At 60.3% G+C, this 26,390-nt stretch carries 24 protein-coding genes; 6 read left to right on the top strand and 18 right to left on the bottom strand.

Features of this window, described 5'->3' with window-relative positions:
* Positions 1 to 76 precede the first annotated feature (76 nt).
* Entirely contained in the window at positions 77 to 1,180 is a 1,104-nt protein-coding gene (locus KGA89_RS13470) for a polyamine ABC transporter substrate-binding protein (protein ID WP_223471816.1), read from the bottom strand.
* A 138-nt stretch (positions 1,181 to 1,318) separates the two neighbouring features.
* On the opposite strand from KGA89_RS13470, the gene KGA89_RS13465 reads away from it, so the two are divergent.
* Complete coding sequence (locus KGA89_RS13465; protein ID WP_053162497.1) at positions 1,319 to 2,110, top strand: helix-turn-helix transcriptional regulator; 792 nt, start codon at positions 1,319 to 1,321, stop codon at positions 2,108 to 2,110.
* Positions 2,111 to 2,138: 28 nt separating this feature from the next.
* Here the strand turns inward: KGA89_RS13465 and argC are convergent, their stop codons facing one another.
* Positions 2,139 to 3,068: an N-acetyl-gamma-glutamyl-phosphate reductase gene (argC, locus tag KGA89_RS13460; protein ID WP_223471815.1), complete on the bottom strand. Its 930-nt coding sequence runs from the start codon at positions 3,066 to 3,068 to the stop codon at positions 2,139 to 2,141.
* A gap of 113 nt (positions 3,069 to 3,181) precedes the next feature.
* On the opposite strand from argC, the gene KGA89_RS13455 reads away from it, so the two are divergent.
* The 3 genes from KGA89_RS13455 to KGA89_RS13445 all read left to right on the top strand — a co-directional run bounded on the left by KGA89_RS13455 (position 3,182) and on the right by KGA89_RS13445 (position 7,090).
* Positions 3,182 to 4,066 carry a LysR family transcriptional regulator gene (locus tag KGA89_RS13455; protein WP_223471814.1) on the top strand — a complete coding sequence of 295 codons (885 nt, stop codon included), beginning with the start codon at positions 3,182 to 3,184 and terminating at the stop codon, positions 4,064 to 4,066.
* 115 nt (positions 4,067 to 4,181) lie between these two features.
* On the top strand, positions 4,182 to 5,141 hold the full coding sequence (locus KGA89_RS13450; protein ID WP_223471822.1) for a hypothetical protein: 960 nt from the start codon (positions 4,182 to 4,184) through the stop codon (positions 5,139 to 5,141).
* Positions 5,142 to 5,230: 89 nt separating this feature from the next.
* Positions 5,231 to 7,090: an ABC transporter ATP-binding protein gene (locus KGA89_RS13445; protein ID WP_028237060.1), complete on the top strand. Its 1,860-nt coding sequence runs from the start codon at positions 5,231 to 5,233 to the stop codon at positions 7,088 to 7,090.
* Between the two features lie 114 nt (positions 7,091 to 7,204).
* On the opposite strand, the gene KGA89_RS13440 is transcribed toward KGA89_RS13445, so the two are convergent.
* On the bottom strand, positions 7,205 to 7,546 hold the full coding sequence (locus KGA89_RS13440; protein ID WP_013693177.1) for a DUF6124 family protein: 342 nt from the start codon (positions 7,544 to 7,546) through the stop codon (positions 7,205 to 7,207).
* A 458-nt stretch (positions 7,547 to 8,004) separates the two neighbouring features.
* On the bottom strand, positions 8,005 to 8,724 hold the full coding sequence (locus tag KGA89_RS13435) for a DUF1353 domain-containing protein (RefSeq protein WP_223471813.1): 720 nt from the start codon (positions 8,722 to 8,724) through the stop codon (positions 8,005 to 8,007).
* A gap of 205 nt (positions 8,725 to 8,929) precedes the next feature.
* On the opposite strand from KGA89_RS13435, the gene KGA89_RS13430 reads away from it, so the two are divergent.
* Positions 8,930 to 9,823 (top strand): LysR family transcriptional regulator, encoded by an 894-nt coding sequence (locus KGA89_RS13430; protein ID WP_223471812.1) that lies wholly within the window; start codon positions 8,930 to 8,932, stop codon positions 9,821 to 9,823.
* Here KGA89_RS13430 and KGA89_RS13425 read toward each other — a convergent pair.
* The 11 genes from KGA89_RS13425 to KGA89_RS13375 form a co-directional block, all read right to left on the bottom strand.
* On the bottom strand, positions 9,811 to 10,992 hold the full coding sequence (locus KGA89_RS13425) for a cupin domain-containing carboxymuconolactone decarboxylase family protein (protein WP_223471811.1): 1,182 nt from the start codon (positions 10,990 to 10,992) through the stop codon (positions 9,811 to 9,813). The two genes, KGA89_RS13430 and KGA89_RS13425, sit on opposite strands and share 13 nt — an antisense overlap.
* A gap of 109 nt (positions 10,993 to 11,101) precedes the next feature.
* Entirely contained in the window at positions 11,102 to 11,620 is a 519-nt protein-coding gene (locus KGA89_RS13420) for a hypothetical protein (protein ID WP_223471810.1), read from the bottom strand.
* A 165-nt stretch (positions 11,621 to 11,785) separates the two neighbouring features.
* Positions 11,786 to 14,551 (bottom strand): cystathionine beta-lyase, encoded by a 2,766-nt coding sequence (gene metC, locus KGA89_RS13415; RefSeq protein WP_223471809.1) that lies wholly within the window; start codon positions 14,549 to 14,551, stop codon positions 11,786 to 11,788.
* A 44-nt stretch (positions 14,552 to 14,595) separates the two neighbouring features.
* Positions 14,596 to 15,195 carry a cysteine dioxygenase gene (locus KGA89_RS13410; protein WP_223471808.1) on the bottom strand — a complete coding sequence of 200 codons (600 nt, stop codon included), beginning with the start codon at positions 15,193 to 15,195 and terminating at the stop codon, positions 14,596 to 14,598.
* 27 nt (positions 15,196 to 15,222) lie between these two features.
* On the bottom strand, positions 15,223 to 16,059 hold the full coding sequence (locus tag KGA89_RS13405; protein ID WP_223471807.1) for an amino acid ABC transporter ATP-binding protein: 837 nt from the start codon (positions 16,057 to 16,059) through the stop codon (positions 15,223 to 15,225).
* A complete protein-coding gene (locus KGA89_RS13400; protein ID WP_223471806.1) occupies positions 16,046 to 16,834 on the bottom strand; it encodes an amino acid ABC transporter permease in 789 nt (262 codons plus the stop codon). Before KGA89_RS13400 ends, KGA89_RS13405 begins: the two co-directional genes overlap by 14 nt.
* Positions 16,824 to 17,558, bottom strand: coding sequence for an amino acid ABC transporter permease (locus tag KGA89_RS13395; RefSeq protein WP_223471805.1), 735 nt, complete (start codon positions 17,556 to 17,558; stop codon positions 16,824 to 16,826). The genes KGA89_RS13400 and KGA89_RS13395 overlap by 11 nt, the downstream gene beginning before the upstream one ends.
* On the bottom strand, positions 17,555 to 18,766 hold the full coding sequence (locus KGA89_RS13390; RefSeq protein WP_223471804.1) for an aminotransferase class I/II-fold pyridoxal phosphate-dependent enzyme: 1,212 nt from the start codon (positions 18,764 to 18,766) through the stop codon (positions 17,555 to 17,557). Before KGA89_RS13390 ends, KGA89_RS13395 begins: the two co-directional genes overlap by 4 nt.
* Complete coding sequence (locus tag KGA89_RS13385; RefSeq protein ID WP_223471803.1) at positions 18,763 to 20,187, bottom strand: FAD-binding oxidoreductase; 1,425 nt, start codon at positions 20,185 to 20,187, stop codon at positions 18,763 to 18,765. The genes KGA89_RS13390 and KGA89_RS13385 overlap by 4 nt, the downstream gene beginning before the upstream one ends.
* Positions 20,184 to 21,035, bottom strand: a complete 852-nt coding sequence (locus KGA89_RS13380) for a transporter substrate-binding domain-containing protein (protein ID WP_223471802.1) — start codon at positions 21,033 to 21,035, stop codon at positions 20,184 to 20,186. The genes KGA89_RS13385 and KGA89_RS13380 overlap by 4 nt, the downstream gene beginning before the upstream one ends.
* Positions 21,036 to 21,088: 53 nt before the next feature.
* A complete protein-coding gene (locus KGA89_RS13375) occupies positions 21,089 to 21,931 on the bottom strand; it encodes a transporter substrate-binding domain-containing protein (protein ID WP_223471801.1) in 843 nt (280 codons plus the stop codon).
* 243 nt (positions 21,932 to 22,174) lie between these two features.
* Here KGA89_RS13375 and KGA89_RS13370 point away from each other — a divergent pair, with 243 nt between their 5' ends.
* Positions 22,175 to 23,032: a LysR substrate-binding domain-containing protein gene (locus KGA89_RS13370; RefSeq protein ID WP_223471800.1), complete on the top strand. Its 858-nt coding sequence runs from the start codon at positions 22,175 to 22,177 to the stop codon at positions 23,030 to 23,032.
* Between the two features lie 34 nt (positions 23,033 to 23,066).
* Here KGA89_RS13370 and KGA89_RS13365 read toward each other — a convergent pair whose 3' ends face one another.
* From KGA89_RS13365 to KGA89_RS13355, 3 genes are all read right to left on the bottom strand, one after another.
* The gene (locus KGA89_RS13365) at positions 23,067 to 23,510 is read right to left on the bottom strand and encodes an HIT family protein (protein WP_223471799.1); all 444 of its coding nucleotides are present in this window, start codon (positions 23,508 to 23,510) and stop codon (positions 23,067 to 23,069) included.
* 239 nt (positions 23,511 to 23,749) lie between these two features.
* Positions 23,750 to 24,151, bottom strand: coding sequence for a response regulator (locus KGA89_RS13360; RefSeq protein ID WP_223471798.1), 402 nt, complete (start codon positions 24,149 to 24,151; stop codon positions 23,750 to 23,752).
* The gene (locus KGA89_RS13355; protein WP_223471797.1) at positions 24,148 to 26,331 is read right to left on the bottom strand and encodes a PAS domain S-box protein; all 2,184 of its coding nucleotides are present in this window, start codon (positions 26,329 to 26,331) and stop codon (positions 24,148 to 24,150) included. The genes KGA89_RS13360 and KGA89_RS13355 overlap by 4 nt, the downstream gene beginning before the upstream one ends.
* Positions 26,332 to 26,390 lie beyond the last annotated feature (59 nt).

Raw genomic sequence — 26,390 nt, 5'->3', positions numbered from 1 at the left:
GTACTCACCCACCCGCCCAGCATCCCTGTATATCGGCGTTTGCGTCTTACTTTCCAGACATGCAAATCAAGTCAGATCAGACACCACTCTTCACTTTGGTCCAGATCCGCGTGCGGATCCGCTCCAACTTCAATGGCAGTGGCTCAAGAGGAATAAGTGTTGCGACCGTTTTTTTGTCTGGATAAATCCAAGGATTGTCTCGCAGCTTCTGCTCGACAAACTCGGCGGCATCCTTATTGGCGTTAGGGTATAGCGTGTGGTTTGAGGTCTTGGCGATAACTTCTGGTCGCATCATATAATTAATGAACGTCATGCCTTCCTTGGGATGGGGAGCATCTTTCAGCAAAACCAGATTCTCCGACCAGGACAGCGCTCCTTCGCGAGGCAGGCTGTAGGCGATCTTGCGCCCCGTGTTGGTCTTCTCGTTGATGGCCTGTGCCGCAAGGGCACCATTGGCCCATCCCACAACTGCACAAATATTGCCGTCAGCCAGGTCGGCGTCGATTCTGGATGAGTCGAAATATAGGACATAAGGACGGATTTTCAACAGCAAGGCCTGGACTTTCTGGTAATCCTCCGGGTTCTTACTATTGCTAGGGAGTCCAAGGTAATTCAAGGCAATGGAAATGATCTCACTTGGAGAGTCAAGCATTGCCACACCACATGACTGGAGCTTGCTAATGTTTTCTTCTTTGAAGATCAGGTCCCAACTATTCACCGGAGCACTATCACCCAATGCCACCCTGACTTTGTCAACGTCATAACCAATGCCGGTAGTGCCCCATAGATAAGGTACGGCGTAGCGGTTACCAGGGTCATTGACCGCGAGCTGGGCCAAGAGCTCAGGATCAATATGTGAAAAGTTACTCAGTTGACTACGATCCAACGGCTGAAGGACTCCCGCCTGGATCAGGCTGGGCAACACATTGGAGGTCGCCACAACCACGTCATAACCGGTGCGCCCAGCCATGACCTTGCTCTGCATGATTTCGGCGCTGTCGAACGCATCCATATGCACGCTCGTACCAGTTTCCTGTTCAAACTCCTTTGGCGTCTCCGGCGCAAGCAACCCGAACCAGTTATACAGATACATCCCGGGCTCTACAGCCGCTACTGATGTGCTTATCCCTGCACAGAGAAGCGAGGCGGAAAAAATGGTTCGCAAATGTGACTTTCTCATGCAACATCCTTGTCAAGACGATATGCCCTCATGGCCATCGTTAACCCTGGCAGTGAATATACCGGGTGTTACCGAATAGTAAATACCTACGAATACTTACCTTTGACCTGCGAATCCCTAACCCTAAAGGGGTAGAAAATGCCGTTTGACCTCCACAGCCTGGCTTGGCATCGATCGATTGGAAAGCTGATCATGCAGCTGAATCGTCCAGATTTCTGGAGTTCACTTGTTCGCACATTAAATGAGTATGTACAGATCGATAATTGGGTTGTATTGATTTTCAGCAATCAACACGTGCAGGTCGTTAGCCTTCCTGAGATAGCAGACGCGGAAGAAGTCGACGCATTCATTCATCGCTATGTGAAAGGTCTTTACTTGCTGGATCCGTTCTATATAGCCAATCGGGAAAATCCACAGAGTGGTTTCTTCCATCTATTGGATATTGCACCGGCATACTTTCTTGAAACCGAGTACTACCACAAGTATTTTGCACAATACATTTCCATGGATGAGGCACAGTACAATGTCCAGCTCGACCCCGACAGAACGTTGTGCATTTCCATCGGCAGCAAAGTTCGCTTTAGCCAAGAACAAATAACCATGCTTGACATCATCAAGCCGTGGGTGACTGCATTAATGCATCAGCGCATGGGCTATGAAGTTGACGTAGAGAAAACTCCGGCTGAACCGCCTCTGTGGCCGGAAACGGTCAATCAGCTTGGCACCCAAATAACAGCACGCGAGAGTGATGTACTCCGTTTATTGCTCAGCGGCTTCTCCAATAAAGAGATAGCCGGAAAGCTGTCCCTCTCGGCGGAGACCATAAAAGTTCACCGCCGCAACATTTACGCAAAATTAAATATCAAGTCACAATCTGAGCTCTTTGCTCGATTCTTCATGCCCAAACAGAATATTCCCGCTACCCATTGAAGTCAGGGCAGCGAGCTGATTTGCGCGGTCATGCGCCTGCAAGCATCAAGTCCAGATTCTGCACCGCCGCGCCAGCGGCGCCCTTCCCAAGATTGTCAAACACCGCAGCCAGCAAAACCTGCCCGGTCTCATCATTCTCAAACACCGACAATCGCAAATCATCGGTTCCGTTAAGCGCTTGAGGATCAAGGGACGTCATCTCCTTGGATTCCTGCATCGACATCACCTGTACATGGCGCGCATCGGCGTAGTGCTGCATCAAACATCCATGCAACTGCACCGCGCTCACGCCTGGCGCCAGCAATCGGGTTTGCAAGGGAATGGTCAGCACGATCCCCTGCCGAAAAGCGCCATAGGCCGGCACGAACATCGGCCGCTCCGTCAGTCCGCTTTGCTGCTGAATCTCCGGAATATGCTTGTGTGCCAGCCCCAGCCCATAGACCTGAAACGCCGACGCCTGTGCTGCGCCTGCGCCCTCATGCTCTTGCACGCCGACGCGTCCTTTTCCGGAATAACCCGACACAGCATGAATGTTCAGCGGGTAATCCCTGGGCACTAATCCGGCCTCCAGCAATGGACGCAGCAACCCGATCGCCCCCGTTGGGTAGCAACCGGGATTGCTGACCCGGCGCGCGGCGGCGATGCGTTGGGCCTGTTGCGGATTCATCTCTGCGAATCCATAGGTCCAGTCTGCGTGGGTGCGGTGCGCCGAACTCGCATCGATCACCCGAACGGCGGAGTTTTCGATGGTCGCTACCGCGTCGCGTGCGGCTTGGTCGGGCAAGCAGAGAATCGCGATGTCGCAGTGGTTGATGGCTTCGGCGCGACGTTGCGGATCCTTGCGATGTTCAGGGCTGAGGGTGAAAAGCCGCAGATCGCTGCGCTCGCGCAGACGTTGATGGATTTGCAGCCCGGTGGTGCCTTGGTCGCCATCGATGAATACAAGGGGACTTGCCATGGAATGCTCTCGGACATTGGAAATCAGGAGCCCAATCTTCAGCGAGGCTCTAAGATAGGAAAAGTTGAATTTATAAACGATGAAATTCAGTTTTTCTGAACAAGGAATCCCTCATGCGCGAAATCAGCCTCGACCGTCTGCGCACCTTGGTAGCGATTGCCGACCTGGGGTCGTTTGCCGAGGCCGCCCGTGCGCTGCACCTTGCACCACCCACCGTCAGTCTGCATATCGCCGACCTGGAGGCGCGCGTGGGCGGCAAGCTGTTGTCGCGCACGCGCGGGCGCGTTCAGCCTTCAGCGATAGGGAACACATTGGTGGAACGCGCGCGGCGCCTATTGGCGGACGCAGAGCAGGCGCTTGAAGACGTTGAACGTCAGGTTCAAGGGTTGGCCGGGCGTGTGCGGTTAGGCGCCTCCACAGGGGCCATCGCACAGTTGCTGCCGCATGCGTTGGAGACATTGAGCCAACGCCACCCCGCGATCGATGTACAAGTCGCGGTGCTCACCTCCCAGGAAACCTTGAAGAAACTTGCCGAGGGCGCTTTGGAGGTTGGCTTGGTTGCGCTGCCGCAGCCGCCGGTGAAGGGCTTGCGGATCGAGCCGTGGCGACGGGACCCGGTCATGGCGTTCCTGCCGGCTCACTGGGAGTCCCCGGAAGTTGTGACCCCCGCTTGGCTGGCCGCTCAGCCGTTGATTTTGAATGACGGCACCACGCGTCTTTCGCGCTTGACGGCGGAGTGGTTCGCCAGTGATGGGCAACAGCCTGCGCCGCGTATTCAACTGAACTACAACGACGCGATCAAAAGTCTGGTGGCGGCAGGATATGGTGCGACGTTGTTGCCCCATGAGGCGGCCACGCCATTGCTCGATAACAGGATCGTCATGCGGCCACTAAAGCCCTTATTGTGGCGTCAACTGGGTATCGCCCACCGCAGTCAGGAGATCGAACGGCCTACGCAACATGTGCTGGATGTGTTGTGGGAGTTGAGTGCGGAGTGATTATGTCTGGGCATGAGGTATTCTGCGCGGCGTAAAACACGATCCAGGCCTGCGACGTGCAACCGATTGTCACGTCCCCTTGATCGATCTAAAAGCGGCGCACCAGGAGATCTGCATGTTGATTGGACATCGCTTCGAGCGCACCGCCCAGGATGACCTGCACATCCACTCGCGCAACCGGGTGCAGAGCGCCTTCGTGCTGCTGACAGGCGCGCTTGCCTTCATCTTGCCGGTGGCGTTCGCCGTATTTGTGATCGCTGATGGGGGCACGCCGCTGATTGACGTCGATCCACTGTCCTCACTGCTGATCGTGCTCGGGTTGCTGCTGATTCCCGCACTCGGCCTGCTCCTGATGGTGTACACCGGCATCCACGAGACCTTGCTGTTATCGCGACACGACGGTGAAGGCAAGCGCCGCACCCGAAACTTTTTTGGGCGCCGCGAGCGTGTGCATTCGGTCTTTAGAATCGATACCCCCAAATGCCTCGAACTTCGCCGCTGCCAAGATGCCGAGCCGGCCTACACCCAGCTGTGGCTGGTGATGCGCGATGGCAGCGAACACCGCCTGACGACCGACAACGTTCCGGTAGTGCCGGGAAGTCAACGCACCGACGTATGGCTGCGTGAGCTGGCCGACTACCTGAACGTGGCAGTGCCCACCGAAGTCGTGGCGGGCTCGGCGGCGGGTGTGAAGAAGGCAATCTACAGGCCTGCTCCAGCCCCAACCAGCGGTAAAACGGTGAGGGAAGCCAGGCAGCGCAAAGCCAAGGGGCTCACGCGTTCCCATGAATCCACCGAAAAACTCGGCACGCCCGCACGCGCCCTGCTCCTTCTAATGGGTGTTTTCCTGGCACTATTGGAGCTGAGTCGCGTCATCGCATTGGTGCCCGCTCTGTTTGCCGGGCGGCTGCGTGTCGGCGGTCGAACGGGCACGACAACCTTCTACTGGGCCGAGCAACCGCTCACCTTCTCATTCAACCTGCTGGTGGGCATGGCCGAGGTGTTGATCCTCGGATTCATCGCCTGGGGTTGTCTGCGCATGGCGATCCGGGGCCGGATGAGTTCCCATCCCTGAGAGTAGTCAATTCGACAGCGGCGCCACAGAACCCTCAAAGCCACCTTTAAATGGCAGAATCTCCTTAATTGATCGTTTTGGAGACCCCCATGCTTCGCGTATTTGAACAAAGACTCGACCCCTTCCCGCCCGACGAGGTACCGCCGCCACCCGAAGGCCTGGCTCGGTTTCTGTGGGCGTGCACACGGGGCGCCCGCGGCTATATCCTTGCGTTTGCGCTGCTCAGCGCCGGTGTGTCGATCTACGAAGCCTGGCTGTTTTCCTTCCTCGGTCAGGTCGTGGATCTGCTCTCGACCTGGCAAGCCGGTGGTGAGGCGGCGGCGCAGGAAAGTCGCGTGCTATGGGGCATGGGCATCGTCATGGTGGCGAGCATCGGGCTGGTGGCATTGCGGACCATGGTGCAGCACCAGGTATTGGCGATCAATCTGCCGTTGCGGCTGCGTTGGGACTTTCACCGCCTGATGCTGCGCCAAAGCCTGTCGTTTTTTTCCGATGAGTTCTCCGGCCGGGTCACCACCAAGGTGATGCAGACTGCGCTGGCCGTGCGCGACGTGCTGTTCACTCTGATCGAGATCGCACCCGGCATCGGCGTGTATTTCATTGCGATCATCGCATTGGCCGGCGGCTTCGCCCTGAAACTGATGCTGCCTTTCGTGGCCTGGATCGTGTTGTTCGGGCTGGCCATGCTCTACTTCGTGCCCCGCTTGGGCAAAGTCGGACAGGAACAGGCCCATGCGCGCTCCTCGATGACCGGACGGATCTCCGACGCCTACACCAACATCACCACCGTGAAGCTGTTCTCCCACTCCAACCGTGAAGCGCACTTCGCGCGCGCGGCCATGGAGGACTTCAAGCAGACCGGCTTTCGCCAGATGCGCCTGGTCAGCCAATTCGAAATCGTCAACCAAGCGTTGGTGGTGGGGTTGATCATGGCTGCAGGCGGTTATGCACTGTGGCTGTGGCACCAGGGTGACGTCGGCGCCGGTGCCGTGGCGGCGATTACCGCCATGGCGTTGCGTATCAACGGCATGTCGCATTGGATCATGTGGCAAATGACCTCGCTGTTCGAGAGCATCGGCACCTTGCAGGACGGCATGGCCACCCTGACCCGCGGCCCCAAGGTGCAGGATGCGCCGGACGCCGCGGTGCTGGCGACCACTGGCGGAGCGGTCACCTTCGACAAGGTGAGCTTCAACTACAACGGTGAACGCCAGGTGCTCGATGGCTTGAGCCTGAACATTCGCCCGGGCGAGAAAATCGGCCTGGTAGGCCGCTCCGGCGCGGGCAAATCCACGCTCATCAACTTGCTGCTGCGTTTCTATGATGTCGACAGCGGGCAGATTCGCATTGACGGGCAAGACATTGCCCACGTGACGCAGGACAGCCTGCGCAGCGCCATCGGCATGGTCACCCAGGATACCTCCCTGCTGCACCGCTCCATTCGCGACAACATCGCCTATGGCCGACCCGATGCCAGCGACGCACAAATCCGCCGAGCCGCGGCCAATGCCCAGGCCGATGAGTTCATCAGCCAACTGAGCGACCGCCAGGGTCATAGCGGCTACGACACCTTGGTGGGCGAGCGCGGCATCAAGCTTTCGGGCGGCCAGCGCCAGCGCATCGCAATTGCTCGTGTGATGCTCAAGAACGCCCCGATCCTGCTCCTCGACGAGGCGACCAGTGCGCTGGATTCGGAAGTCGAAGTGGCCATCCAGGAAAGCCTCGATGAAATGATGCAGGGTAAAACTGTCATCGCCATTGCTCATCGACTGTCGACGATTGCGGCGATGGATCGACTGATTGTCATGGATGATGGACGCATCATTGAACAGGGTACCCACGCTGAATTGCTCGCCAAGAACGGTATTTATGCGCGGCTGTGGCACCATCAGAGTGGCGGATTCCTGGGTGAGGACCGGGGGGTGACGGAGGACATGGATCAGGTATGAGCGCTGAGCGCTTGGGGATGATCTGCAAGCGGGTGTTTTGGGTCGGAAGCTGCTCTGCTTCCGACCCGATTTATCTTGGAAAAATGGGGTCTATCCCACGCCAGTTACGAACGTCTATCTAGGGTCGATGACATCCAGCGCCCGGTTTGCCAATAGCTGACCCAGCTCGATCAACTGTTGCAACCCTAGTGCAACATGCCGTCGAGAATCCTCCAGGTCGAACGCCAAATCGCCGGCCATGGCATTGGCGGAGGCCAAGGTTTCGCTGAGATTGGCCAACAGGCTTTCAGCATCGACATCCTCCACGACGGTGAATAGCTGCTCCGGAGGTGGCTTCTTGTCAGGCTGGGCGGGCTTGGGGTTCAGATAGGAATCGATAACGCGTTCGGCGTTGGCGTCGGCTGCGATGTCCAGGTGCAGCGGTGGAACGGGTGGGTCGGGGATGAGTTTGTCCATGGAGTGCTCCTAACGTAAGTGGGAGCCGCCACGTTCGCTGCTAAACGAGTGGGTGGCAGCCGTGCGCAGGTTAGCAGACCGGTACGTTAGGAAACCGGCGCACCCGAGGATGCCCTGCGCACAGCCGCCATAAGAATTCGAGCAATAAAAATGCCCGCACTGAAGGCAGTTGCCATGCGCCTAACGTGACTCCGAGCTGCTAAACCCGACCGCTAAACTGGCAGCGGTGGACAAAGACTAGGCACCGGAATCAGCAGGCGCAAGAGGCTGGAATTTTCTAGGAAATGTCCTGCAAGTCAATGGGGAATATTCGCTCCGTCGATTCCTACGACAAGCTCGTTCAACCATTCCCCCACCGAAGCGCTGCGCGACGGGTGCGATATGATTGGGAGACGGTTGCGGGCGCAAGCTGCGGAGCGAGGGGAAATGAACGATCTTGGATCGCCCTCTCCACTCGACTAATATTTCTGTAATAAATTGGGATCATTCACGCCCTCGGGAACATACGTACTCCCCTGGCCAACGTAAAAATCATTTGGCTTGGCCGATTCGGCATAAGCTTCGATTTCATTGAGACTCATGCTCGGATCCGCCTCAAGAGCCGCCTTGAAGTTTTGTGTCGTCGTTATTGAATTATCCCAATTGAGTTGGCTTTCTTCTGAAACCAGTCCAGAAGGAGCTAAAGTCTTGATGCAATTTTCACCACACTTCTCTCCCTCGACAACATCCCTCCAGTGAGGTCCAAAAGTAAAGACGGCAAAATACATTGTTTTCGCCTTGACTTTATCAATACCAAGATCGATGAGCGCGTAATAAAACATCCGATGCGTTTCAACCCACGACCGGACCCGATTTTCTTCGTAGCAATAATGATCCTGAACAATTGCCGCTTTCAAGAAAGACGCGTCGTAAGCATCGCCTATTATAGGTTGCGCCCATTTGGGGATCGACGCGCCATCCGTGGTTCCTGACTCATGATTGCCTGCTTTCCAAATATCGGTTTGCCAAACCAAGCCATTTGGCGATTTGAACGTAAGCATCGATCCTAACTGACACTTTCGCTCCTTGGTAAATTGGCAGCCTTCAGGGAGTAGCTTCAGCTCTCCTGTAAATTGACTCGCAAAAAGTGTATTCGAGGCACTCATCAACAGTACCAGAAATGCCATGGCCCTACGCATATCGCCCCTCTCCTTGTTCGATATAACAATTAGCCAACTTAAATAATTTTTTATAGCGCTTAGCGCCTCACGTACAACAAGTTCATCAGGGGGTGCCAGTGGACTATAGCAGTCAATTTTCCAGGCAGATCCCAACTTCAAATGGCTCAGCCAATTAATACAATAGATGTCATAATCCAAGCCTGCTCATACCAGAGACGGATCAATGACCACCGAACGCTACGACCAACTCGCCATCTTCGCCGCCGTAGCCCAGGAGCGCAGCTTCACCCGCGCAGCGGCCAAACTCGGCATGTCGCAACCGGCGCTGAGCCGGGCGATGCGTCAGTTGGAGGAGCGGCTGGGGGTCAGGTTGTTGTCGCGAACCACTCGAAGTGTCGCCCCGACCGAAGCCGGTGAACACCTGCTGCGGGTGGTCGCGCCGCGGTTCGAAGAGATCGATAACGAGATGGCAATGCTCAGTGAGTTTCGCGATAAACCGGCGGGTAAGCTGCGCATCACTGCCGGTGAGCACTCCGCGATCACGATCCTGCAATCCGTTCTCGCCAGGCTGCTACCTGATCATCCCGACCTCAACATCGAAATCATCGTCGACTATGGCTTTACCGATATCGTCGCGGAGGGTTTCGATGCCGGTGTGCGGCTGGGTCCGCAGGTGGCCAAGGACATGATTGCCCTGCGCATCGGCCCTGACATGCGCATGGCGGTAGTGGGCTCGCCCGCGTATTTCGCCCGGCATGCCAAGCCGGTCATCCCAGACGACCTTACGGCGCACAACTGCATCAACCTGCGCATGCCGACCCATGGCGGCCTCTACGTCTGGGAGTTCGAGAAACAGGGGCAGGAATTGAACGTCCGGGTGGAAGGCCAGTTGGTGTTCAACACCATCGCGATGCGCCTGGAGGCAGCGCTGCAAGGCTTGGGGTTGGCCTTCATGCCGGAGGACCTGGTGCAGGACGCCGTCGCGCAAGGCCGGTTGATTCGGGTGCTGGAAGATTGGTGCGAGCCGTTTTCCGGCTACCACCTCTACTATCCCAATCGCCGCCAAAGTTCACCGGCCTTCACGCTGCTGCGCGAAGCCTTGCGCTACGAGGGTTGACTGGCCTGGACGGTGTCCAATGCTTCGGCGGCGCGCTTGGCCGCGGCGGCATCGCCCTGCTCGCCCAGTAGCTGGATCAGTTGCCGCAGTTGCGCGGCGCTCAAGCCGACGCGCAGGCTGGCGGCCATGTGCGAGCGCAGTTGTGACTCCACACCGGGGGTGACCGCCAGCGCGGCGACTGTCGCCAGCTCACGGCTTTGCCAGTCCAGGTTGTCACGCTCGAAAATGTCGCCGAACAGGTGCGTCTGCAAGTACTGGTTGATGACTGGGACGAAGTCGAACAACGGTCCCTGGACGGGCGCACCGGCAATGCGCGTCTGATTGGCCTTGCCCGCCGCCAGCAGCGCATCGCCGGTAGGGATCAGGCGAACGGGCTCGCGCCCCGGGTCGTCCTGGACGCCGCGTTGCTTGCGCGCCTGCACCACTTTCATCAATTCGCCGAGGGCGTTGAGGCTGCGGGGAAAGCCACTGTAGGCGTAAAGCTGCACCAGGATTTCCTTCGCCTCACTGACGGAGAGGCCGGCATCCAGCCCTTGATTCAAGGCGGTATTGAGGCCGGGCATGTTGCTCGTCGCCATGGCGGCGGCAATCAGCGGGATGGCTTGCTGCTTGGTCGATAGGGTTTGCGAAACCGCCACGGCATCCGGCTTGGTCGATGGCGTCGACACTCCAGCGGCGCTGTATTGTTCTTCGCTGACCTTCTCCAGCCACTCCACGTTTTTGCCCTCCACCGTGCCAGTCACGGCCAGGTGGGTCATGGCGCTCGTCGGCGCGGCGCCATGCCAGTGCTTGACGCCTGGCGGGCAGACGATCACGTCGCCCGGGAGGATCTGCTGCACGGGCTTGCCCCATTCCTGCGTCAGGCCGACACCGGAAATCACCACCAAGCGTTGTCCGGCGGGATGGGTATGCCAGGCCGAACGCGCGCCCGGTTCGAAGCTGACGTAGGCGCCGGCGGCATTGATTTCATCGGTTGCCGGGAACAGCGGATCGACCCGCACGCGCCCGGTGAAAGAGTCCGCCGGGCCTGCGACCGCGGCCTGGCTGCCGGCTCGGCTGATCTGTTGCGAAGTCCGGGACGCGCTGGTGCTTTCTGTACTGGCGGCGTCGACAAAAGGCGCCGCCGCGCATAGCGCAAAACAAAGGCTACCGGTTGAACGCAGAGTCATTTGGCTTTCCTCTCGATTGATATCGTAGAGAAACAAATTAACCTTGCTGCATTAATCGATAAACCATGCCAATGACATAGCACTCATATCGCAATCACATAAATCCGACTTACTTGATCTCAACCAACCGCACTGCCTGTGATCCGTCCAGCGACAGGTGAATCACCGCGGCTTTGCTTGGGAAGTTCGGCGCGTCCTCGTCGGTATTCTCCATCACGGGAATGTCGATCAGGGTCTGCTCACCGGTCGGATCGCTGACCAGCTTGGCATCCAGTTTGTCGATGGCACGCCAGCTGTCGCCACCGATGCGCATCACGTCCAACAGACTGTAATGCGGCACGCCCTCCTCGTTCTCTTCGGGCGTAAAGGCCGCCAGATATTGGCTGTAGTTGTTGCCCATACCGAAACCCTCGACGGTGAAGACCGCGAGGGTGACCTGGCTGTCTTCGCCGGTGTCCAGCGTCTGCACCAGCGTTGCTTCGGGGTAGCCGGTGGCGTAGCTGTCCTTGATGAGCGCTACCAAGTGCCCGATCTGTACTTCCAGGGCTTTCGGAACGGGTTTCGATTCAGCGGCGTGAGTCAGGGTGCAGGTGAAAAACAAGGCGGCGGTCAGCAGGCGCAATTTCATGAAGGTGAGGTCCGGGGTATTGGGAGATCAGCGCGCAATGGTAGCGGTTGGCCGGGGATTTGGTAGCCCATTGTTGATAGGTTTTGTGGTGGGGTGCACAACCTTGCTCGCGAAAGCGCCGGGGCAGTTCGCAATCGATGTTGGACGCCTTACCCCCACGGAGCTTCAAGCCATCGATGCACTGGAAGCAGCCTGCGCAAACCCCCGCTGCAGGTCCTCGACCAATACCTCGACATCCTCCAACCCCACATGCAAGCGCACCACCGGATTCAACGTCCGATCCTCGGCACTTTGCCGGTCCTTGGTATCAGCGACGGTCACCAAACTCTCGAACCCACCCCAGGATGCACCCAACCCGAACACCTGCAATGCGTCGATGAATCGCTCCAGATAGGCGTCGTCATTTTCGCGTAGTTCAAAGGACAGCAACCCATTGCTACCCTTGAAATCCCGCTGCCACAGCGCATGACCGGGATGCTCGGGCAGTGCCGGATGGAAGACCCGTTTCACCTGCGGCTGCGCCTGCAGCCAATGGGCGATTTCCAGTGCCTGGCGCTCATGCGTGTCCAGGCGTGGCGCGAGGGTGCGGGCGCCGCGCAGGATCAGGTAGGCGTCGTCGGGGCTGACGGTGTTGCCGAAGGTGTCGCTCATGGCCGCCAGTGCCGGCCAAGCCTGCTGCCGAGTGCACACACTGCCCATGACCACGTCGCTGTGTCCGCTCAGGTATTTGGTCAGGGCCATGATCGAGATGTCGGCGCCCAATGTCAGCGGCCGGTACAGCACGCCCGAACCCCAGGTATTGTCCACTGCCAGCAGGATGCCCCGCGGCTTGCAGAGTGCGGCGATAGCTGGCAAGTCGCAGAGTTCGTACAGCAATGAACCGGGCACTTCGGTGTAGACCATTTTGGTGTTGGCTTGCAGCCGTCCGGGCAGGTCGCTGCCGTCGGGGGCGAAGTAGTCGACCTGTATGCCGAAGGCTTCGATGAAGTCCCGGGCCACACGCCGTACCGGGGCATACACCGCATCGGTGATCAGCACATGATCGCCAGGCCGCAGGTAGGCCAGGAAGGTTTGCGCCACGGCAGCCAACCCGGTGCCGAACAGCCGAGTGCGATAGCCACCTTCCAGCTCAGTGACGAGGTCTTCCAGGGCGAAGGCCGTCGGATTGCCCCGGGCGCCATAACTCAGGACTCGCTCGCTGTCGCGCCGGGAGCGGGCGTCACGCATCTGTGCCAGGTTGTCGAACAGCACCGTGCTCAGGCGGCTGACCGGTACGTTGACGGCCCTGGCACCGGCGCCCCTTTCAGTGCGCGCGCCATGGACCAGACGGGTGCGCAGTCGCGCCTCGACAGTGCTTTGAAGCGTTCCGTGCAGTGGCTTGAGGCTGGCGATTTCCTCGTCGTTCATTTGCGCCAGCAGGCCGATTTCCCACGCAAGGTATTGGCGCGCCGCGTCCTTGTTGCCAGCGTGGCGGTCGTGAGTGAAGAACAGGAAATCGATGCACTGTGCATCCGGCAATGTGTCGGCGCCTTCTTGCAGCGCCAGGCCCGCCGAGCGCCAGGCATCTGGACCGCCGTCCAGCAAACGGACCTCAGCGTGAGGCAACTCCAGGGCCGCCAGGGCCGCGAGTCGGGGATCGTCGACCACCAACACCAGCGGCCGCTGCTCCCCCGCCAGCGCACGGGCCAATAACGGCCGGATCGACCAGCGCGCCCCGGCAATATGCCCCTTGCGATACGCCCTGCTCGAACGCAGGTCGATCAATGCCACCGCGTCATCCTTCAGGGCATCGGCCAAGGCCCGCACGCTGATCAGCGGCAGTTCTTCAGGTGCGACGATTGCTGGAACCGGTAGTGCCAAGCCACTGCTCAACCCACCCGACAATACAAAAGCCTCATGCCCCAACTGCCGCAGCCAACTGGCGATGATCGGTGCGCGAACGCCGTCGTTGTCAAACAACACCACCCGCGCCTGACGCACGCCAATATACAGGTCGGTGGATTGAATCAACTGTCCGCCCGGCGTGTGCTGCGCTCCCGGCAGCGTGCCGGCGGCAAACTCCTCGGCGGTGCGCACGTCGCAGAGAAACAGACTGCGCCCAGTGCCCGCTGCCCACTGCTCGACCTGGGTAGCCTTGACCGTAGGCACACCGGCCCGTTCGGCCAGTCGTGTCGCCGCCAAACGCTGCCCCGGCAGCGCGTTGCTTGACACCTGGTCGGCATAGCGACGCTCGCTGCCATGCTCCAGTTGCAGATCCTCCAGGTCCCAGCCTTGCGTACCGTTTTCCAAGGCATAGATCGGGTTTTTCAACCCCAGGTCGATCAGCGTCTGGGCGCCGATGATGCTACGGGTCCGGCCGGCGCAATTGACCACGATCGGCGTCTGCTCGTCCGGCACCAGGTCGTGCACCCGGTAGCCCAGCTCGCCATTGGGGCAACAGATCGAACCGGGAATGGTCATCTTGCGATACTCCTCCAACGGACGGCCGTCGAGTATCACCAACGGTTCACCCTGGGCCTGCCATTGCGCCAGTTGGCGCGCGCTGACGTGAGGCGTGTGCCGGACTGCCTCCACCTGTTCGCCAAAGGCCTTGGACGGCACGTGCACACCGGCAAACAGCTGATAGCCGGCGGCCTGCCAACCATCGGCGCCGCCCTCCAGGATGTGCACATTGGCGTAACCCAACGCTTGCAGGCGTTGCGCCGCACGTGCCGCCAGGCCTGCGCCATCCTGATCATGGAGCACCAACCGAACCTGGAGGTTCGGCGCCAGCCGCCGCGCTTCCAACTCCAAACGGCTATAGGGCAGGTTCACCCCGAAAAACAGATGGGCTTCGCCATACTGGCCGTGCTCGCGCACATCAAACAGGGCGATTTCCTGCCCGTCGAACAACCACTGCTGCAACTGCTGGGGCGTTAGGGTCTGGCTCATGGGAGTCCCGCTGGAAAAATGGAGTGACTGGAACGCGAGTCGCGTCAGTGGGTGTAGGCCTTGATCGACGGCGCCATTTGCGAGGCGTTGTAATTGAGGATTCGCCCGTCAGCTTCGACGCCGTAACGGCCGTTGAGCGATTCCAGTGGCAAGCCATAGAGATGGAAATGCAGGGTCGGTTGTTCGCCTGCGACCCGAATGCCATGCAGGTCGTCACCCAGGAACGCGATGGACGTACCGGGCTGCACCACCACTTCTTTTTCCAGGTGCAACGTGGTGTAGCCAGGCTCGCGACCTTCATCGTCGCGGGTGTAGACGTAGTTGATTTCCTGGCCTTCGACGGCGCTGATGATCGCCCAGGTTTCGTGGTTGTGAGGCAGCGTGCTTTTGCCCGGCAACAGCGAGTTCAGATACAGCGTCGGGGTGTCGCCGTCGTCATTGAGGCGATAGCGAAACGCAGTGCTGCCCTGCCCTGGCACTGGTGCGGGGAAGGTGTCGAAGTTGAACAAGTCGCGGCGCTCGGCCAGGCCTTCCAGCAGGGCGACGATCTCCGCCAGCGCGGCGCGGTCGACATCGCGCTGGTGGATGACGCGCACTTTCTGCAGGAAGTCTTCGATGACATCTGGGCGGTTGAAAATACTCATGAGGCGGGCTCCATTTTTTTCAAAAAGTCAGACGGACAGGCTGTAGCGACTCAGGTTGGTCAACAGGTAAGGATCATCGGCGATGGGCGGCCGTCGCCCCGGGTCACCCAAGGCATGGCGCAGAAACTCCCGGGTGCGCTCGCTGGTGGGGTGCTGGAAAATCCGCTCGGCGCTACCGTGCTCGACGATCACGCCGTTTTCGGTGAAATAGACGACATCGCTGATCTCCTCGGCGAAGCGCATTTCATGGGTGACCAGTACACAGGTCATGCCCTCTTCGGTCAGCTCGCGAATCACCGTCAGCACCTCGCCAACGGTTTCCGGATCCAGGGCCGAGGTCACTTCATCGAACAGAATCAGCTCCGGACGCATCGCCAGGGCGCGGGCAATCGCCACCCGTTGTTGCTGGCCGCCCGAGAGCTGCCCCGGGTAGGCGTCAGCCTTGTGCTCCATGCGCACCTTGGCGAGCAAAGCACGGGCGTCTTTTTCGGCGGCGGCCCGATTGCGGCCCAGGACCTTGCGCGGCGCAATCACCAGGTTCTCCAGGACCGACAGATGCGGGAACAGGTTGTACTGCTGGAACACAAACCCGACGCGCTTGCGCAATTCGATACGCTGGGCTTCCTGAGCCAGCGCGTGAACCTCGGTGGCACCGACGCGGATACTGCCCCGCTGGGGCTGCAACAGGCCGGTGATGCAGCGCAGGATCGTCGACTTGCCCGAGCCGGACGGGCCGATGATCGACACGGCCTCGCCACGGCGTACATCCAGGTCAATGCCCCTGAGCACCGGGTTGCTGCCGAACGACAGGTGCAGGTCGCGCAGGCTGACCAGGGGTTCGGCGACGGTTTCAATAGAAGGCATAACGTCGCTCCAGGTATTGGGTAAGACGGGAAATCGGGTAGCAATAGGCAAAGAACAGCACCAGCAGGCTCAGGTAGATCACCACGGTGAAGCCGGTCAGGTTCACGGTGTTGCTGGCGATCTGCGCGGTGTCGATCACGTCATGCACGCCCACCAGAGACGCCAGCGCGGTGCCCATGGTGATCACCGCGTAGAGGTTCATCCATGGCGGCAACATGCGCTTGAAGCACTGCGGCAGGATGATCGAGCGGAAAATCTGCCCACGGGTGAACGCCAGGGACCGCGCTGCCTCCCATTGGGTGCTGGGGATCGAGGCGATAGCACCACGGAAGATTTCCGCGACATTGGCGCTGGCCGGCAAGGCCAGGCCGAGGGTGACCTTGACCCAATCGGGGAACGCGACATAGGCACTGCCGATACGAATCTCGAACGGGAACACATACGTGGTGAAATAGATCAGCACCAGCCAGGGCGCGTTGCGGAATATCTGCACCCAGATCCGCGCCGGCCAGCGCAGCAGGCGCAGGGGCGACAGCACCATCGCGCCGACCAACAGCCCCGCGACAGAACCCAGCCCGATGGCCAGCAGGCTGATGAGAATGTTCTGACCGAACCCTGCGGCCAGGGCCGGCGACCATTGCAGTAACGCCTTGAGCACCGGGCTGTGCGGGGCGACATACACCAGCCAGGACAACGTCACCAGCCCCAGCAGCACCTTGCCGAAATGTCGCCGCGGCCAGGCCAGCGGCGCGATGACAGACGAATCAATGGCCATAGCCGGGCATCCTCAGGCGCGCTTCGAGGTAGCGCCCCACGCAATTGACGGTGAAACTCAACAGGCCGAAAAAACCCAGGATCAGGATCATCAGTTCCAGCACGTTATCGCTCTGGGTCCAGATCATGATGGCCGCGTAGGTGATGTCGCCCACGGCGATGGCCGAGGCCACGGCGGTCATTTTCACCAGATCGATCAGGTTGTTGATCAGCGACGGCAAGGCAAAACGCAAGGCCAGGGGCAGTTGCACGTTCCATAACAATTGGCGGTTGTTGAAGGCCAGCGAACTGGCCGCCTCCAGGGTCACCGTGGGAACCGCCTCGATACCGGCCCGCAGCGCCTCGGCATGGAACGCGCCCTTGTGCAGCGAGATCACGATCACCACCCAGGCGAAGGGTGTCAGCGGGTTGGCCGCACCGACGGCCTCGGTCAGCAGCATGTTCAGCACCAGGAAGGCGCAATACAGCTGCACCAGGGTTGGCGTGTTGCGGGTGACTTCGACAAATACCCGCGCAGGCCTGGCGAGCCAGGGCTTGCCCGAGATCAACAGCGCCGCCAGACCGACGCCCGCCAGCAGGCTGCCGACAATGGTCAGCAGGCACAACAGCACCGTGGTCAACGCGCCCTGCTCCAACGTGCCGCGCTGATAGGCATCGAGCAAAAAATTGTAGTTGAGGCCGAGCCCGGCGCTCCAATGAACGAATTTCTCCAGCCAATGACTCATGGTTCGTCCCTCAATTGCCCAAAGGCGAAGGCAATACGGCGGCCCGCTTCGACGACGGTTTCGGTCGCCGTGGCGATGGACAGGCGAAACCACGGCGACAAGCCATAAGCACTGCCCGCAACGCCAGCGACACCTTCGTCCAGCAGGTACGCCACGACATCGGCATCGTGCTCCAGGCGCCGACCGTCCGGGCGATAGCGCCCCAGCAACCCAGCGCAGCGCACAAAGACGAAAAAACCACCTTGGGGCTCGAGGACCTCAAGACCTTCGATGTTGCGCAAGCTATTCACCAGCACATCACGGCGCTGACGATAGGCCGCGACCTGCTGCGCAAGAAAATCCAGCCCACCGTCGAACGCCGCCAACGCCGCTGCCTGGCCGACCGAAGAAGCTCCGGAGGTGGATTGCGATTGCACCACGGTCATGGCATCGGTCAACGCCTGCGGCCCGGCACCGAAACCGATGCGCCAGCCGGTCATGGCATAGGTTTTCGACACCCCGCCCACCAGCAGGCAGCGTGCTTGCAAATCCGGCGCGACGTTGAGCAGGCTCTGGGCCGCACGCCCGTCGAAACGAATATGCTCGTAGAGTTCATCCAGCAGAATCAGCACGTGGGGATAGCGCCGCAACACCTGGGCCAAGCCTTGCAGGTCGGCCTCGTTGTACACCGCGCCACTGGGGTTGCCGGGGCTGTTGAGGATCAGCCAGCGCGTGCGCTCGCCGATGTGTTGCTCAAGCTGTTGCGGCGTGAGCTTGCAGCCCTGCTCCAACCCGCATTCGATGAACACCGGCTCACCACCGTTGAAGCGCACGCTGTCCGGGAAGGACGGCCAGTACGGCGTCGGCACCAACACTTCGTCGCCGTCATCGAGGGTGGCGGCGAAGGCATTGAAGATGATCTGTTTCGCACCGCTGGCAATCACGATGGACTCCAGCGGATAGTCCAACTGGTTTTCCGTGCGCAGCTTGCGTTGCACGGACACACGCAAGGCCTTCACGCCCGGCGTCGGCGTGTACTTGGTGGCGCCAGCGGCAATGGCGGCATAGGCGGCCTGTTTGATGTGCGCCGGCGTATCGAAATCCGGCTCGCCGGTGGTCAGGTCGAGGACGTCGCGACCGGCCTCACGCAGGGCCATGGCCCGGGCTTTGGCGGCGGCATTGGCTGACAACGAGACCCGTTGCACGCGCTTGGACAGGTAAAGGGTCATGGCCGCGTTTCCTCCAGGACCTTGCCCGGGTTGAGCAGGTTGCGCGGATCCAACGCCTGCTTGATTCGACGCATCAGATCCAGTTCCACCGCACTTTTGTAGCGACCCAGTACATTCACCTTGCGCTGGCCGATACCGTGTTCGGCGCTGATCGAGCCACCGTGGGCATGGGCGCTGTCGTGGACCAACTGGCTGAGCGCCGCGTAATGGGCCATGTGCGCATCAACCGTGGAGTCCAGCGGATGGGCAACGTTGTAATGCAGGTTGCCGTCGCCCAGGTGTCCGAAGGTGTAGTGCCGCACGCCGGGGAAATGCTGTTGCAGCAGAGCATCGGTATGGGCAACGAACGCCACGATCTGGGAAATCGGTACCGAGATGTCATGTTTCATGTTTCGACCGGCGCGCTTTTGCGCATCGCTCATGTTTTCGCGCAACTGCCAGAACGCCTGGCTCTGGACGAGGTTTTCAGCGATCAGCGCATCGGCCAGCAACTGCTGCTCGAAGGCCTCACCCAGCACCTGCTCGAAGACTTCCCGTGCATGGCTTTCGCTGTGGTTATCGGACAGTTCCAACAGCGCGAACCAAGGCCAGCGAGTGCCAGGGAAAGGTCGGGGCCCGTCGGGAAACTGCTCGTGCAATAGCGCAAGGCACTCGGCACTGAGCAACTCGAACGCCGTCAGGCTGGCACCAAAACCGGCGCGGGCGTGGGATAGCAAGGCCACTGCCTGCTCCAACGAGTCGAACGCCAGTAGCGCGGTAGCCTGGGCCTTGGGCAGTGGAAACAGCTTCAGGGTCGCAGCGGTGATAATGCCGAGGGTACCTTCGCTGCCAATGAACAGGTCCCGCAGGTCGTAGCCGGTGTTGTCCTTGCGCAAGCCGCGCAGGCCGTTCCAGATTTGACCTTGGGCAGTCACGACTTCCAGGCCCAGAGTCAGTTCGCGGGTATTGCCATAGCGCAGCACCGCGGTGCCGCCAGCGTTGGTGCCCAGGTTGCCGCCGAGGGTGCAACTGCCTTCGGCCCCGAGGCTCAAGGGAAACAGGCGACCGGCTCCGCGGGCAACGTCCTGGACGGTTTGCAGGATGCAGCCCGCCTCGACGGTCAGGGTGTCGTTGTCGGTGTCCACGGCGCGAACCCGATTCATTCGGTCGAGCAACAGCAACACGGCGCGGCCGCTGGCGTCCGGGGTGGCGCCGCCCATCAGTCCGGTGTTGCCGCCCTGCACCACCACGGGTGTATCGGTGGCGGCGCAAGCCCGGACTACCGCAGCGACCTCTTCGGTACTGGCTGGGTGTACAGCGGCAATCACCTGGCCGACGAAACGACCCTGCTTGTCGGTCAGGTACGGCGCGGCCTCTTCACCGTCCTGCACATACCTGTCGCCCACCAGTGCCTGCAACGCCACAAACAACGACTGACTCATGGTTGCGCGGCCAGGGGGACGGCATTGCTGTACTTGGCATGCAGGTCGCGCAGGGCCTGGGACGGCGCCATGCCGGTGCGCTCGCCCAGTTCGATCAGCCAGCCGCTGCGGTGCCACTCGCGCACGATGGCATCAAGTTTTGCCTGGGTATCGTGCTCGCCTTTTCGCAGCCAGATCACCGAATTCGACGGAATCAGATCCCCCGACAGCGGGATTTCATAGCCTGCCCATTCAGCTTCGCTCAACAGCGCATGCAGGGTCGGGCTCACGTGCACCGCTGCCACGCAGCCATTGCCGCGCAACGACAACAGCGACTCGGACTGGCTGCGAAACGCCTTGATCTGCGCGCCGTAGGTTTCCTGCAGGGGCTTGATGAAGTTGCTGCCCTGGGACACGCACACCGATTTGCCTTTTAGATCGGCCCACTGGCTGATGCCTGAGCCTTTGCGAATCAACGCCGCGCCACCGACCTCTTCATAAGGCGTCGGCACGTAATCGAGAATCTCGCCACGCTCTTCAGTGAACTGCATGTTGGCGATCAGGATGTCGACTTTGCCCTGTTGCAGGAATTGCACGCGGTTCGGCGCCAGCACCGACACCGTCCGGGTTTCCACGCCCAGCGCCTTGCCGATGCCCTGGGCCAACTCGACGTTGTAGCCCAGGTGCTCGCCGGTCTTGGGGTCGATGGTGCCGAACGGCGCACCACTGAGCATCACCCCGACGCTGATGGCGTGGCGTTGCTCGATCCGGTCCAGCGTGGCATCGGCCTGGGCCAGGCTGGCAACGCAGCCGACAGACCACGCCAGGCACAGGCTCACCAGGGTTCGTGGGGCGAAAAATGAAGTCATGGGCGATTACCTTGAGCGTCGGTCGTTGGGAGAAAAGGCAGGCGTGACGCCGCTCAGGCGCCGCTGGCCTGGAACTGTTTCTGCAACTCCACCAGAGCCGGCGACGCCGGGGTGATGCGGTTGCGGGTCTGGGCGTCAATCAGCCAGCCACTGCGATGTAATTGCTTGATAATCGGGTCGAACCTGGCCTGGGTATCGCTTTCACCCTTGCGCGTCCAGACCACCGAGGGTGCCGGGTTCAGCTCCGGGCTCAGCGCGCGGTAGCCCTGCCATTCGGCGTTGTCGGCAATCAGCGGATTGATCAGCGTGGCGTCGTGTACCGCAGCGACGCAGTTATTGCCACGCAGTGCCAGGAGTGATTCCGAGGAGCTCTTGAAGGCCTTGATCTGGACGCCCAACTCGGTGAGCGGCTTGATGTAGCTGCTGCCCTGGGAGGTGCACACCGGTTGATTCTTCAGGTCTTCCCAGCGGCTGATCGTGCTGTCCTTGAGTACCGCTGCGGTGCCACCGACGCGGTAGAACGGCGTGGGCACGAACCCGAGGATTTCACCGCGCTCGGCGGTCCATTCCATATTGGCAATCAGCACATCGACTTTGCCCTGCTGCAGGAACTGCACGCGGTTGGCGGGCAATACCGGTACCAGTTGCACCTCGGCGCCCAGTTGCCGGCCCAATTCCCGGGCGAGGTCGACGTTAAACCCGCGCGGTTCTTGGCTGGCGGGGTCGATGCCGCCAAACGGGCCACCGGACAGCAGCACTCCGACCACCAGTTCGTGGCGTTGCTCGATCTTGTCCAGGGTGGCATCGGCCCGGGCGATATTGACGGCCGACAATGAGATCAAAGCGCCCAGCATGACAGGCAGCAATCGTTTTACGGGTGAGCGCTCGAGCAACATGGATTTCCCCTCATGGATGGCCGGCGTCCCCCGGCCTGATGAGTGGGCATCCTAGGTAGCGCTTAGAGGCAAAGGAAATTCAAATATCTAATATCGTTATAACTCTCAAGGTTCTGTTTCCAGGCAAAAAACGTATAACCGCTGTTTTAAGGGCCTATAGCAAACCATGAGTCGTAGGCCTCCCCTCAATCCATAAAAATCTGTAATGTTTAGGTTTGCACCCTTGATATGAAGCCACCCCAAATGTCGACCCTCGATCTCGAATTGCTGCGCACCTTCATCACCGTGGTCGATCACCATAGTTTTGCCGAAGCAGGTGCCCAACTGTCCCGCACGCAATCGTCGGTAACCCAGCACATGCAACGCCTGGAGCAGCAGGTAGGGGTGAGCCTGTTCGAAAAGCGCGGGCGACAAAAACAACTGACGGAAGCGGGCCAGCAATTACTGCGGCATGCGCGGCAGATGCTGTCGCTCAACGATGACGTTCTCAATTCCCTGCGTGAAAGCAGCCTCAGCGGCGTGCTGCGCATCGGTTCGCCCCACGACATCGCCGACACCATCCTGCCGCCGATCCTCAGCCACATCGCCCGCTCGGCCCCGCGCCTGCGCCTGGAAATAGATGTCGGGCGCAGCCCGTTCCTGATGGACGACCTGCATCGCGGCAAGGTCGACATGATCATTTCCACCCGCCAGGACCCGAGCCTTGAAGGCTTCGCCTTGCGCACCTCGCCGGTGTGGTGGATCTGTTCGGCCCAGTACCTTCACAACCCCGGCGAGCCGCTTCCGCTGATCCTGGTGGACGAGCCCAGCATCTATCGCCGCTATGCCCTCGAGGCGCTCGAACGCGCCAATATTCCCTGGCGCCAGGCCTACCTGGCCTCGAACTTGATCGGCATCAAGGCCGCGACCCGGGCGGGCTTGGGTGTCACACCCCGCAGCATGGAAATGCTCGGTCCGGACATGCGGGTATTGGGCGAAAACGATGGTTTACCGCGGTTGCCGGACGTGACTTATCACCTGTGGATTCGGCCGAATACCGTCAACCCATTGGTACGCCGGGCATATGAGTTGATTCGCAACAGCCAGGGCCACGGGAACTGATGCGCCGTTGCCCCTTATGAGTGCTTGCCCAGCATCAGGCTTCTGAGCGAATGCGCTCGACCAGACGCGCCTGGAGTGCTTCCAGCTCCTCGGGATCGGCCTTGCCCCTGCCATGTATACCGGGTGCTTCACCGTCCCAACGAGGAATGATGTGCATGTGAATGTGGTAGACCGTTTGCCCGGCCACGGTACCATTGAACTGCGCGACCTGAACCCCGTCCGGCTGCAATTCGTCCACGATGATCCGCGTCAGGCGCTGCACGGCAGACATCATCGCCCCCAGGACGACGGGCTCGACCTCAAGGATATTTCGCGCCTGGGAGGCTTTGGGGATGACCAGGACATGGCCGCGCGATTGGGGGAAAAGATCCAGGAAGGCCAACACATCGGCATCTTCGTAAATCTTGTAGCACGGCGCATCGCCGCGAATGATCAGCGCAAAGATGTTCTGCGGATCGTAATGACCGTGGAGACTCATGATCACTCCTTGGAGTTTGGGGAGGTTGGTTACCGGTAAGAGATTTAGCACAGTCAGAGGCCTACTTGAAGCCAAGGGCTGGGCTTGCTCGCGACGGTGTTGTATTCGTTGGCGATGAGATTGCCTGTGCCACCGTTATCGCGAGCAAGCTCGCTCCCACATTGGATCAGCGGTGGAGCTTGATTGAGTGACCACCGCAAATCCCAGGTGGGAGCGAGCTTGCTCGCGAAGGCGGCGGGTCAGTCGACATCGGTGCTGGCAGCCAAGCCGCTTTCGCGAGCCCCGCTCAGCATAACGGCAATTTTCTGCTGCAACTCACTTTGCGAAAACGGCTTGTGCAGGACCGGGCACTCGGCGTATTCGGCTGGAAGTCCACTGGCGCCGTATCCGGTGCTGAACAGGAAGGGAATATGGCGACCTCGAAGGATTTCGGCCACCGGAAAAACCCGCTCGCCAGCCAGGTTGACGTCTAGGATCGCCAGATCAACCTGCACCGAGCCGGCCATGTCACGTGCTGCAGCGAGCCGGGCGACTGAGGCCACCACTTCGCATCCGAACTCCTCCAGCATGTCCTCGATCAACAGGGCGACCGCGCCTTCGTCCTCGACGACCAGCACCCTGACGCCAACAAATGGGGTCATGCCCCGGTCATCCCAATCAGGAACGAAAAGCGGCAGCAAACGCCTTCTGGAGCGTAGGTGAGGTCGAACTTGCCGGCCAGGTCGCGCTCGATGCAGCGCCTCATCAAGCGCGAACCCAGCCCTTCCCGTTCCGGCGGTGACACGGGTGGCCCTCCTTGTTCGCGCCAGTCGAGGGTCAGCAACGTTCCGTCCGCCCGGGTTTGCAGGTGCCAGGTAACTGCAAGCGTCCCGCTCTCGACCGACATCGAGCCATATTTCAACGCGTTGATCGCCAATTCATTGAGGGTCATCGTTAGGTTGAGCGCCACGCGAGTGCCGACGTCCACAGAAGGGCCTTCAATCACGAAACGACCAGGTTCATGCCCAAACACCGGCATCAGCACCTCGGGGGCCAGGGTGTCGAGCGGCGTCTGCCCCCAATGCCGTTTCGTCAAGAGATCGTGTGCCCGTGACAACGCCAGGAGCCTTGCCTCGAAACGCCTGTAGCCGTCTTTCGCATCCTCTGCGTTGCGTGCCGTCTGGGCTGCCAGCGATTGCACCGTGGCCAGGGTGTTCTTGACCCGGTGATTGAGCTCATCGATCAGCGTCTTCTGCCGGTTTTCCGCCTGCTTTCGCTCGGAGATATCCACCAGCATGTTGATGGCGCCCACCAGGTTTCCATCGGCATCATGCAAAGGCGTGGGAAAAGGCGTGAACGGAACGCGGCTACCATCCGGCCGCTCTGCAATTGCCTCGACGCCGCGAATCGGCCGGTTTTCCTTCAGGGCCACCGCCATCGGGCATTGGTCGTGGGGCAGGAAACTGCCGTCCGTGTTGAACAGTTTCCAGGTCACGCACCACTGGTCGCCCAGCCGAGGTGTGCGCCCGGACAGTTCGACAGCGGCGCGATTGTAGAAGGTGATGCGGCCATCGGCGTCGGTGGTGTACACCGCGGCAGGCAACGCCTCGAGAAGATTGCGCATGTGCCGTTCGCTCTCGCGGACCTGGTTTTCCATCCGCCGCGCCAGCGTGACGTCCTGCAGCACTCGCACGCCATAACGAAACGTACCGCTGGCGTCCCTCACCGAAGAACTGTGGATGTCGAGGTAAACGACCTCGCCATCGGGCTTCACGGCGCGTTTGCGAAGCACGTAGTTATCAAGTTCACCGGCCACCTGGCGGGCGTACAACCCCGCGTCCTGCGGGATGCAATCGGGGTGGGTATAGTCCAGGAATGTCATCGACAGGAGCTCTTCGCGCGAGCGACCCAGCATGTTGCACAGGGCATCGTTGACGCGCAGCAAGCGACCGTCGACGCCGGCCTCGGCAATACCGATGGTCGCCGCCTCGTAGGTCGCCGAAAGCCGGTCATCGCTGTCCTGGCGCGCCGCCTCGGCCGCATGGACACAACTCCTGTCGATGGTGAAGCAGCGCGTATTGAAGAGTTTTCCGTCTTCGAACCGGCCATTGGAAGTGATCATGACATGCTTGATCGAGCCGTCCTTTGCCCTCAGTCGCGCCGGATAGCTTTCCAGGCAGTCGCCGCTGCCCAGCTTGGTTAGGATGTCGCCAATGACCGGCTCGTCGAGGTGAAATTCGGTGATGTGGCGGCCGATGTATTCGTCGGCCGAATAGCCCAGTAGCGTCAGCTCCGCCTTGTTGGCTCGCAGGATAATGCCTTCGCCGCTGACGATATGCAGGCCCACCGCGCTGTTTTCGAAAAAGTCTTCGAGGTCGGCGCTCTTGCGCCGAAGCTCCTCGGCCATGGCGTGGTGCGCCGAGACGTCCTGGAAGCAGTTGATCACTCCTTGGACGCCCCCCTGCCGATCCCTGAGGGCGCGGATGTTCATCAGCGCCACGAACCGCGAGCCATCCGGGCGCTCGATGAGCACTTCCTGATTACGCGAGGCAATGCCGGTATTGAGTGCCGAGGCTGTCGGGCAGTGTTCGAACGCCAGCGGTGTACCGTCAGTCTGGAACAGTCGATGGGCGCCGCAGAAACGGTCACCGTTCTCTCCAAGTGCCGGCGCCCTTCCCCACAGCTCGGCCGCCTCACTGTTGTACCTGACAAGCCACCCCTGGCGATCGCACAGGTACACCGCACCAGGAATGGCATCGAGTGCGCTCGTCCCCATCGAGATCAAGCTCTCGTACTCGCTTGGCGCACGGGTTTCCCTGGATAGCTCTTCAATGTTCGACATCCGTCATCCTCAAACCGCCTGGCTGAAACCTTTCACAGGGCATCAATGGAGTCTAGATC

Source organism: Pseudomonas sp. A-RE-22 (genome assembly GCF_019956035.1).
Lineage (GTDB): Bacteria > Pseudomonadota > Gammaproteobacteria > Pseudomonadales > Pseudomonadaceae > Aquipseudomonas > Aquipseudomonas brassicacearum.
This window is presented reverse-complemented; position numbering and strand designations above follow the sequence as displayed.

Coding starts and splice junctions, on each gene's coding strand:
- KGA89_RS13435 (WP_223471813.1), bottom strand. CDS start 8,724: ATGCGTAGGGCCATGGCATTTCTGGTACTGTTGATGAGTGCCTCGAAT.
- KGA89_RS13470 (WP_223471816.1), bottom strand. CDS start 1,180: ATGAGAAAGTCACATTTGCGAACCATTTTTTCCGCCTCGCTTCTCTGT.
- KGA89_RS13455 (WP_223471814.1), top strand. CDS start 3,182: ATGCGCGAAATCAGCCTCGACCGTCTGCGCACCTTGGTAGCGATTGCC.
- KGA89_RS13440 (WP_013693177.1), bottom strand. CDS start 7,546: ATGGACAAACTCATCCCCGACCCACCCGTTCCACCGCTGCACCTGGAC.
- KGA89_RS13405 (WP_223471807.1), bottom strand. CDS start 16,059: ATGCCTTCTATTGAAACCGTCGCCGAACCCCTGGTCAGCCTGCGCGAC.
- KGA89_RS13365 (WP_223471799.1), bottom strand. CDS start 23,510: ATGAGTCTCCACGGTCATTACGATCCGCAGAACATCTTTGCGCTGATC.
- argC (WP_223471815.1), bottom strand. CDS start 3,068: ATGGCAAGTCCCCTTGTATTCATCGATGGCGACCAAGGCACCACCGGG.
- metC (WP_223471809.1), bottom strand. CDS start 14,551: ATGAGCCAGACCCTAACGCCCCAGCAGTTGCAGCAGTGGTTGTTCGAC.
- KGA89_RS13420 (WP_223471810.1), bottom strand. CDS start 11,620: ATGAAATTGCGCCTGCTGACCGCCGCCTTGTTTTTCACCTGCACCCTG.
- KGA89_RS13400 (WP_223471806.1), bottom strand. CDS start 16,834: ATGGCCATTGATTCGTCTGTCATCGCGCCGCTGGCCTGGCCGCGGCGA.
- KGA89_RS13355 (WP_223471797.1), bottom strand. CDS start 26,331: ATGTCGAACATTGAAGAGCTATCCAGGGAAACCCGTGCGCCAAGCGAG.
- KGA89_RS13465 (WP_053162497.1), top strand. CDS start 1,319: ATGCCGTTTGACCTCCACAGCCTGGCTTGGCATCGATCGATTGGAAAG.
- KGA89_RS13410 (WP_223471808.1), bottom strand. CDS start 15,195: ATGAGTATTTTCAACCGCCCAGATGTCATCGAAGACTTCCTGCAGAAA.
- KGA89_RS13445 (WP_028237060.1), top strand. CDS start 5,231: ATGCTTCGCGTATTTGAACAAAGACTCGACCCCTTCCCGCCCGACGAG.
- KGA89_RS13375 (WP_223471801.1), bottom strand. CDS start 21,931: ATGTTGCTCGAGCGCTCACCCGTAAAACGATTGCTGCCTGTCATGCTG.
- KGA89_RS13385 (WP_223471803.1), bottom strand. CDS start 20,187: ATGAGTCAGTCGTTGTTTGTGGCGTTGCAGGCACTGGTGGGCGACAGG.
- KGA89_RS13370 (WP_223471800.1), top strand. CDS start 22,175: ATGTCGACCCTCGATCTCGAATTGCTGCGCACCTTCATCACCGTGGTC.
- KGA89_RS13395 (WP_223471805.1), bottom strand. CDS start 17,558: ATGAGTCATTGGCTGGAGAAATTCGTTCATTGGAGCGCCGGGCTCGGC.
- KGA89_RS13360 (WP_223471798.1), bottom strand. CDS start 24,151: ATGACCCCATTTGTTGGCGTCAGGGTGCTGGTCGTCGAGGACGAAGGC.
- KGA89_RS13425 (WP_223471811.1), bottom strand. CDS start 10,992: ATGACTCTGCGTTCAACCGGTAGCCTTTGTTTTGCGCTATGCGCGGCG.
- KGA89_RS13380 (WP_223471802.1), bottom strand. CDS start 21,035: ATGACTTCATTTTTCGCCCCACGAACCCTGGTGAGCCTGTGCCTGGCG.
- KGA89_RS13390 (WP_223471804.1), bottom strand. CDS start 18,766: ATGACCCTTTACCTGTCCAAGCGCGTGCAACGGGTCTCGTTGTCAGCC.
- KGA89_RS13430 (WP_223471812.1), top strand. CDS start 8,930: ATGACCACCGAACGCTACGACCAACTCGCCATCTTCGCCGCCGTAGCC.
- KGA89_RS13450 (WP_223471822.1), top strand. CDS start 4,182: ATGTTGATTGGACATCGCTTCGAGCGCACCGCCCAGGATGACCTGCAC.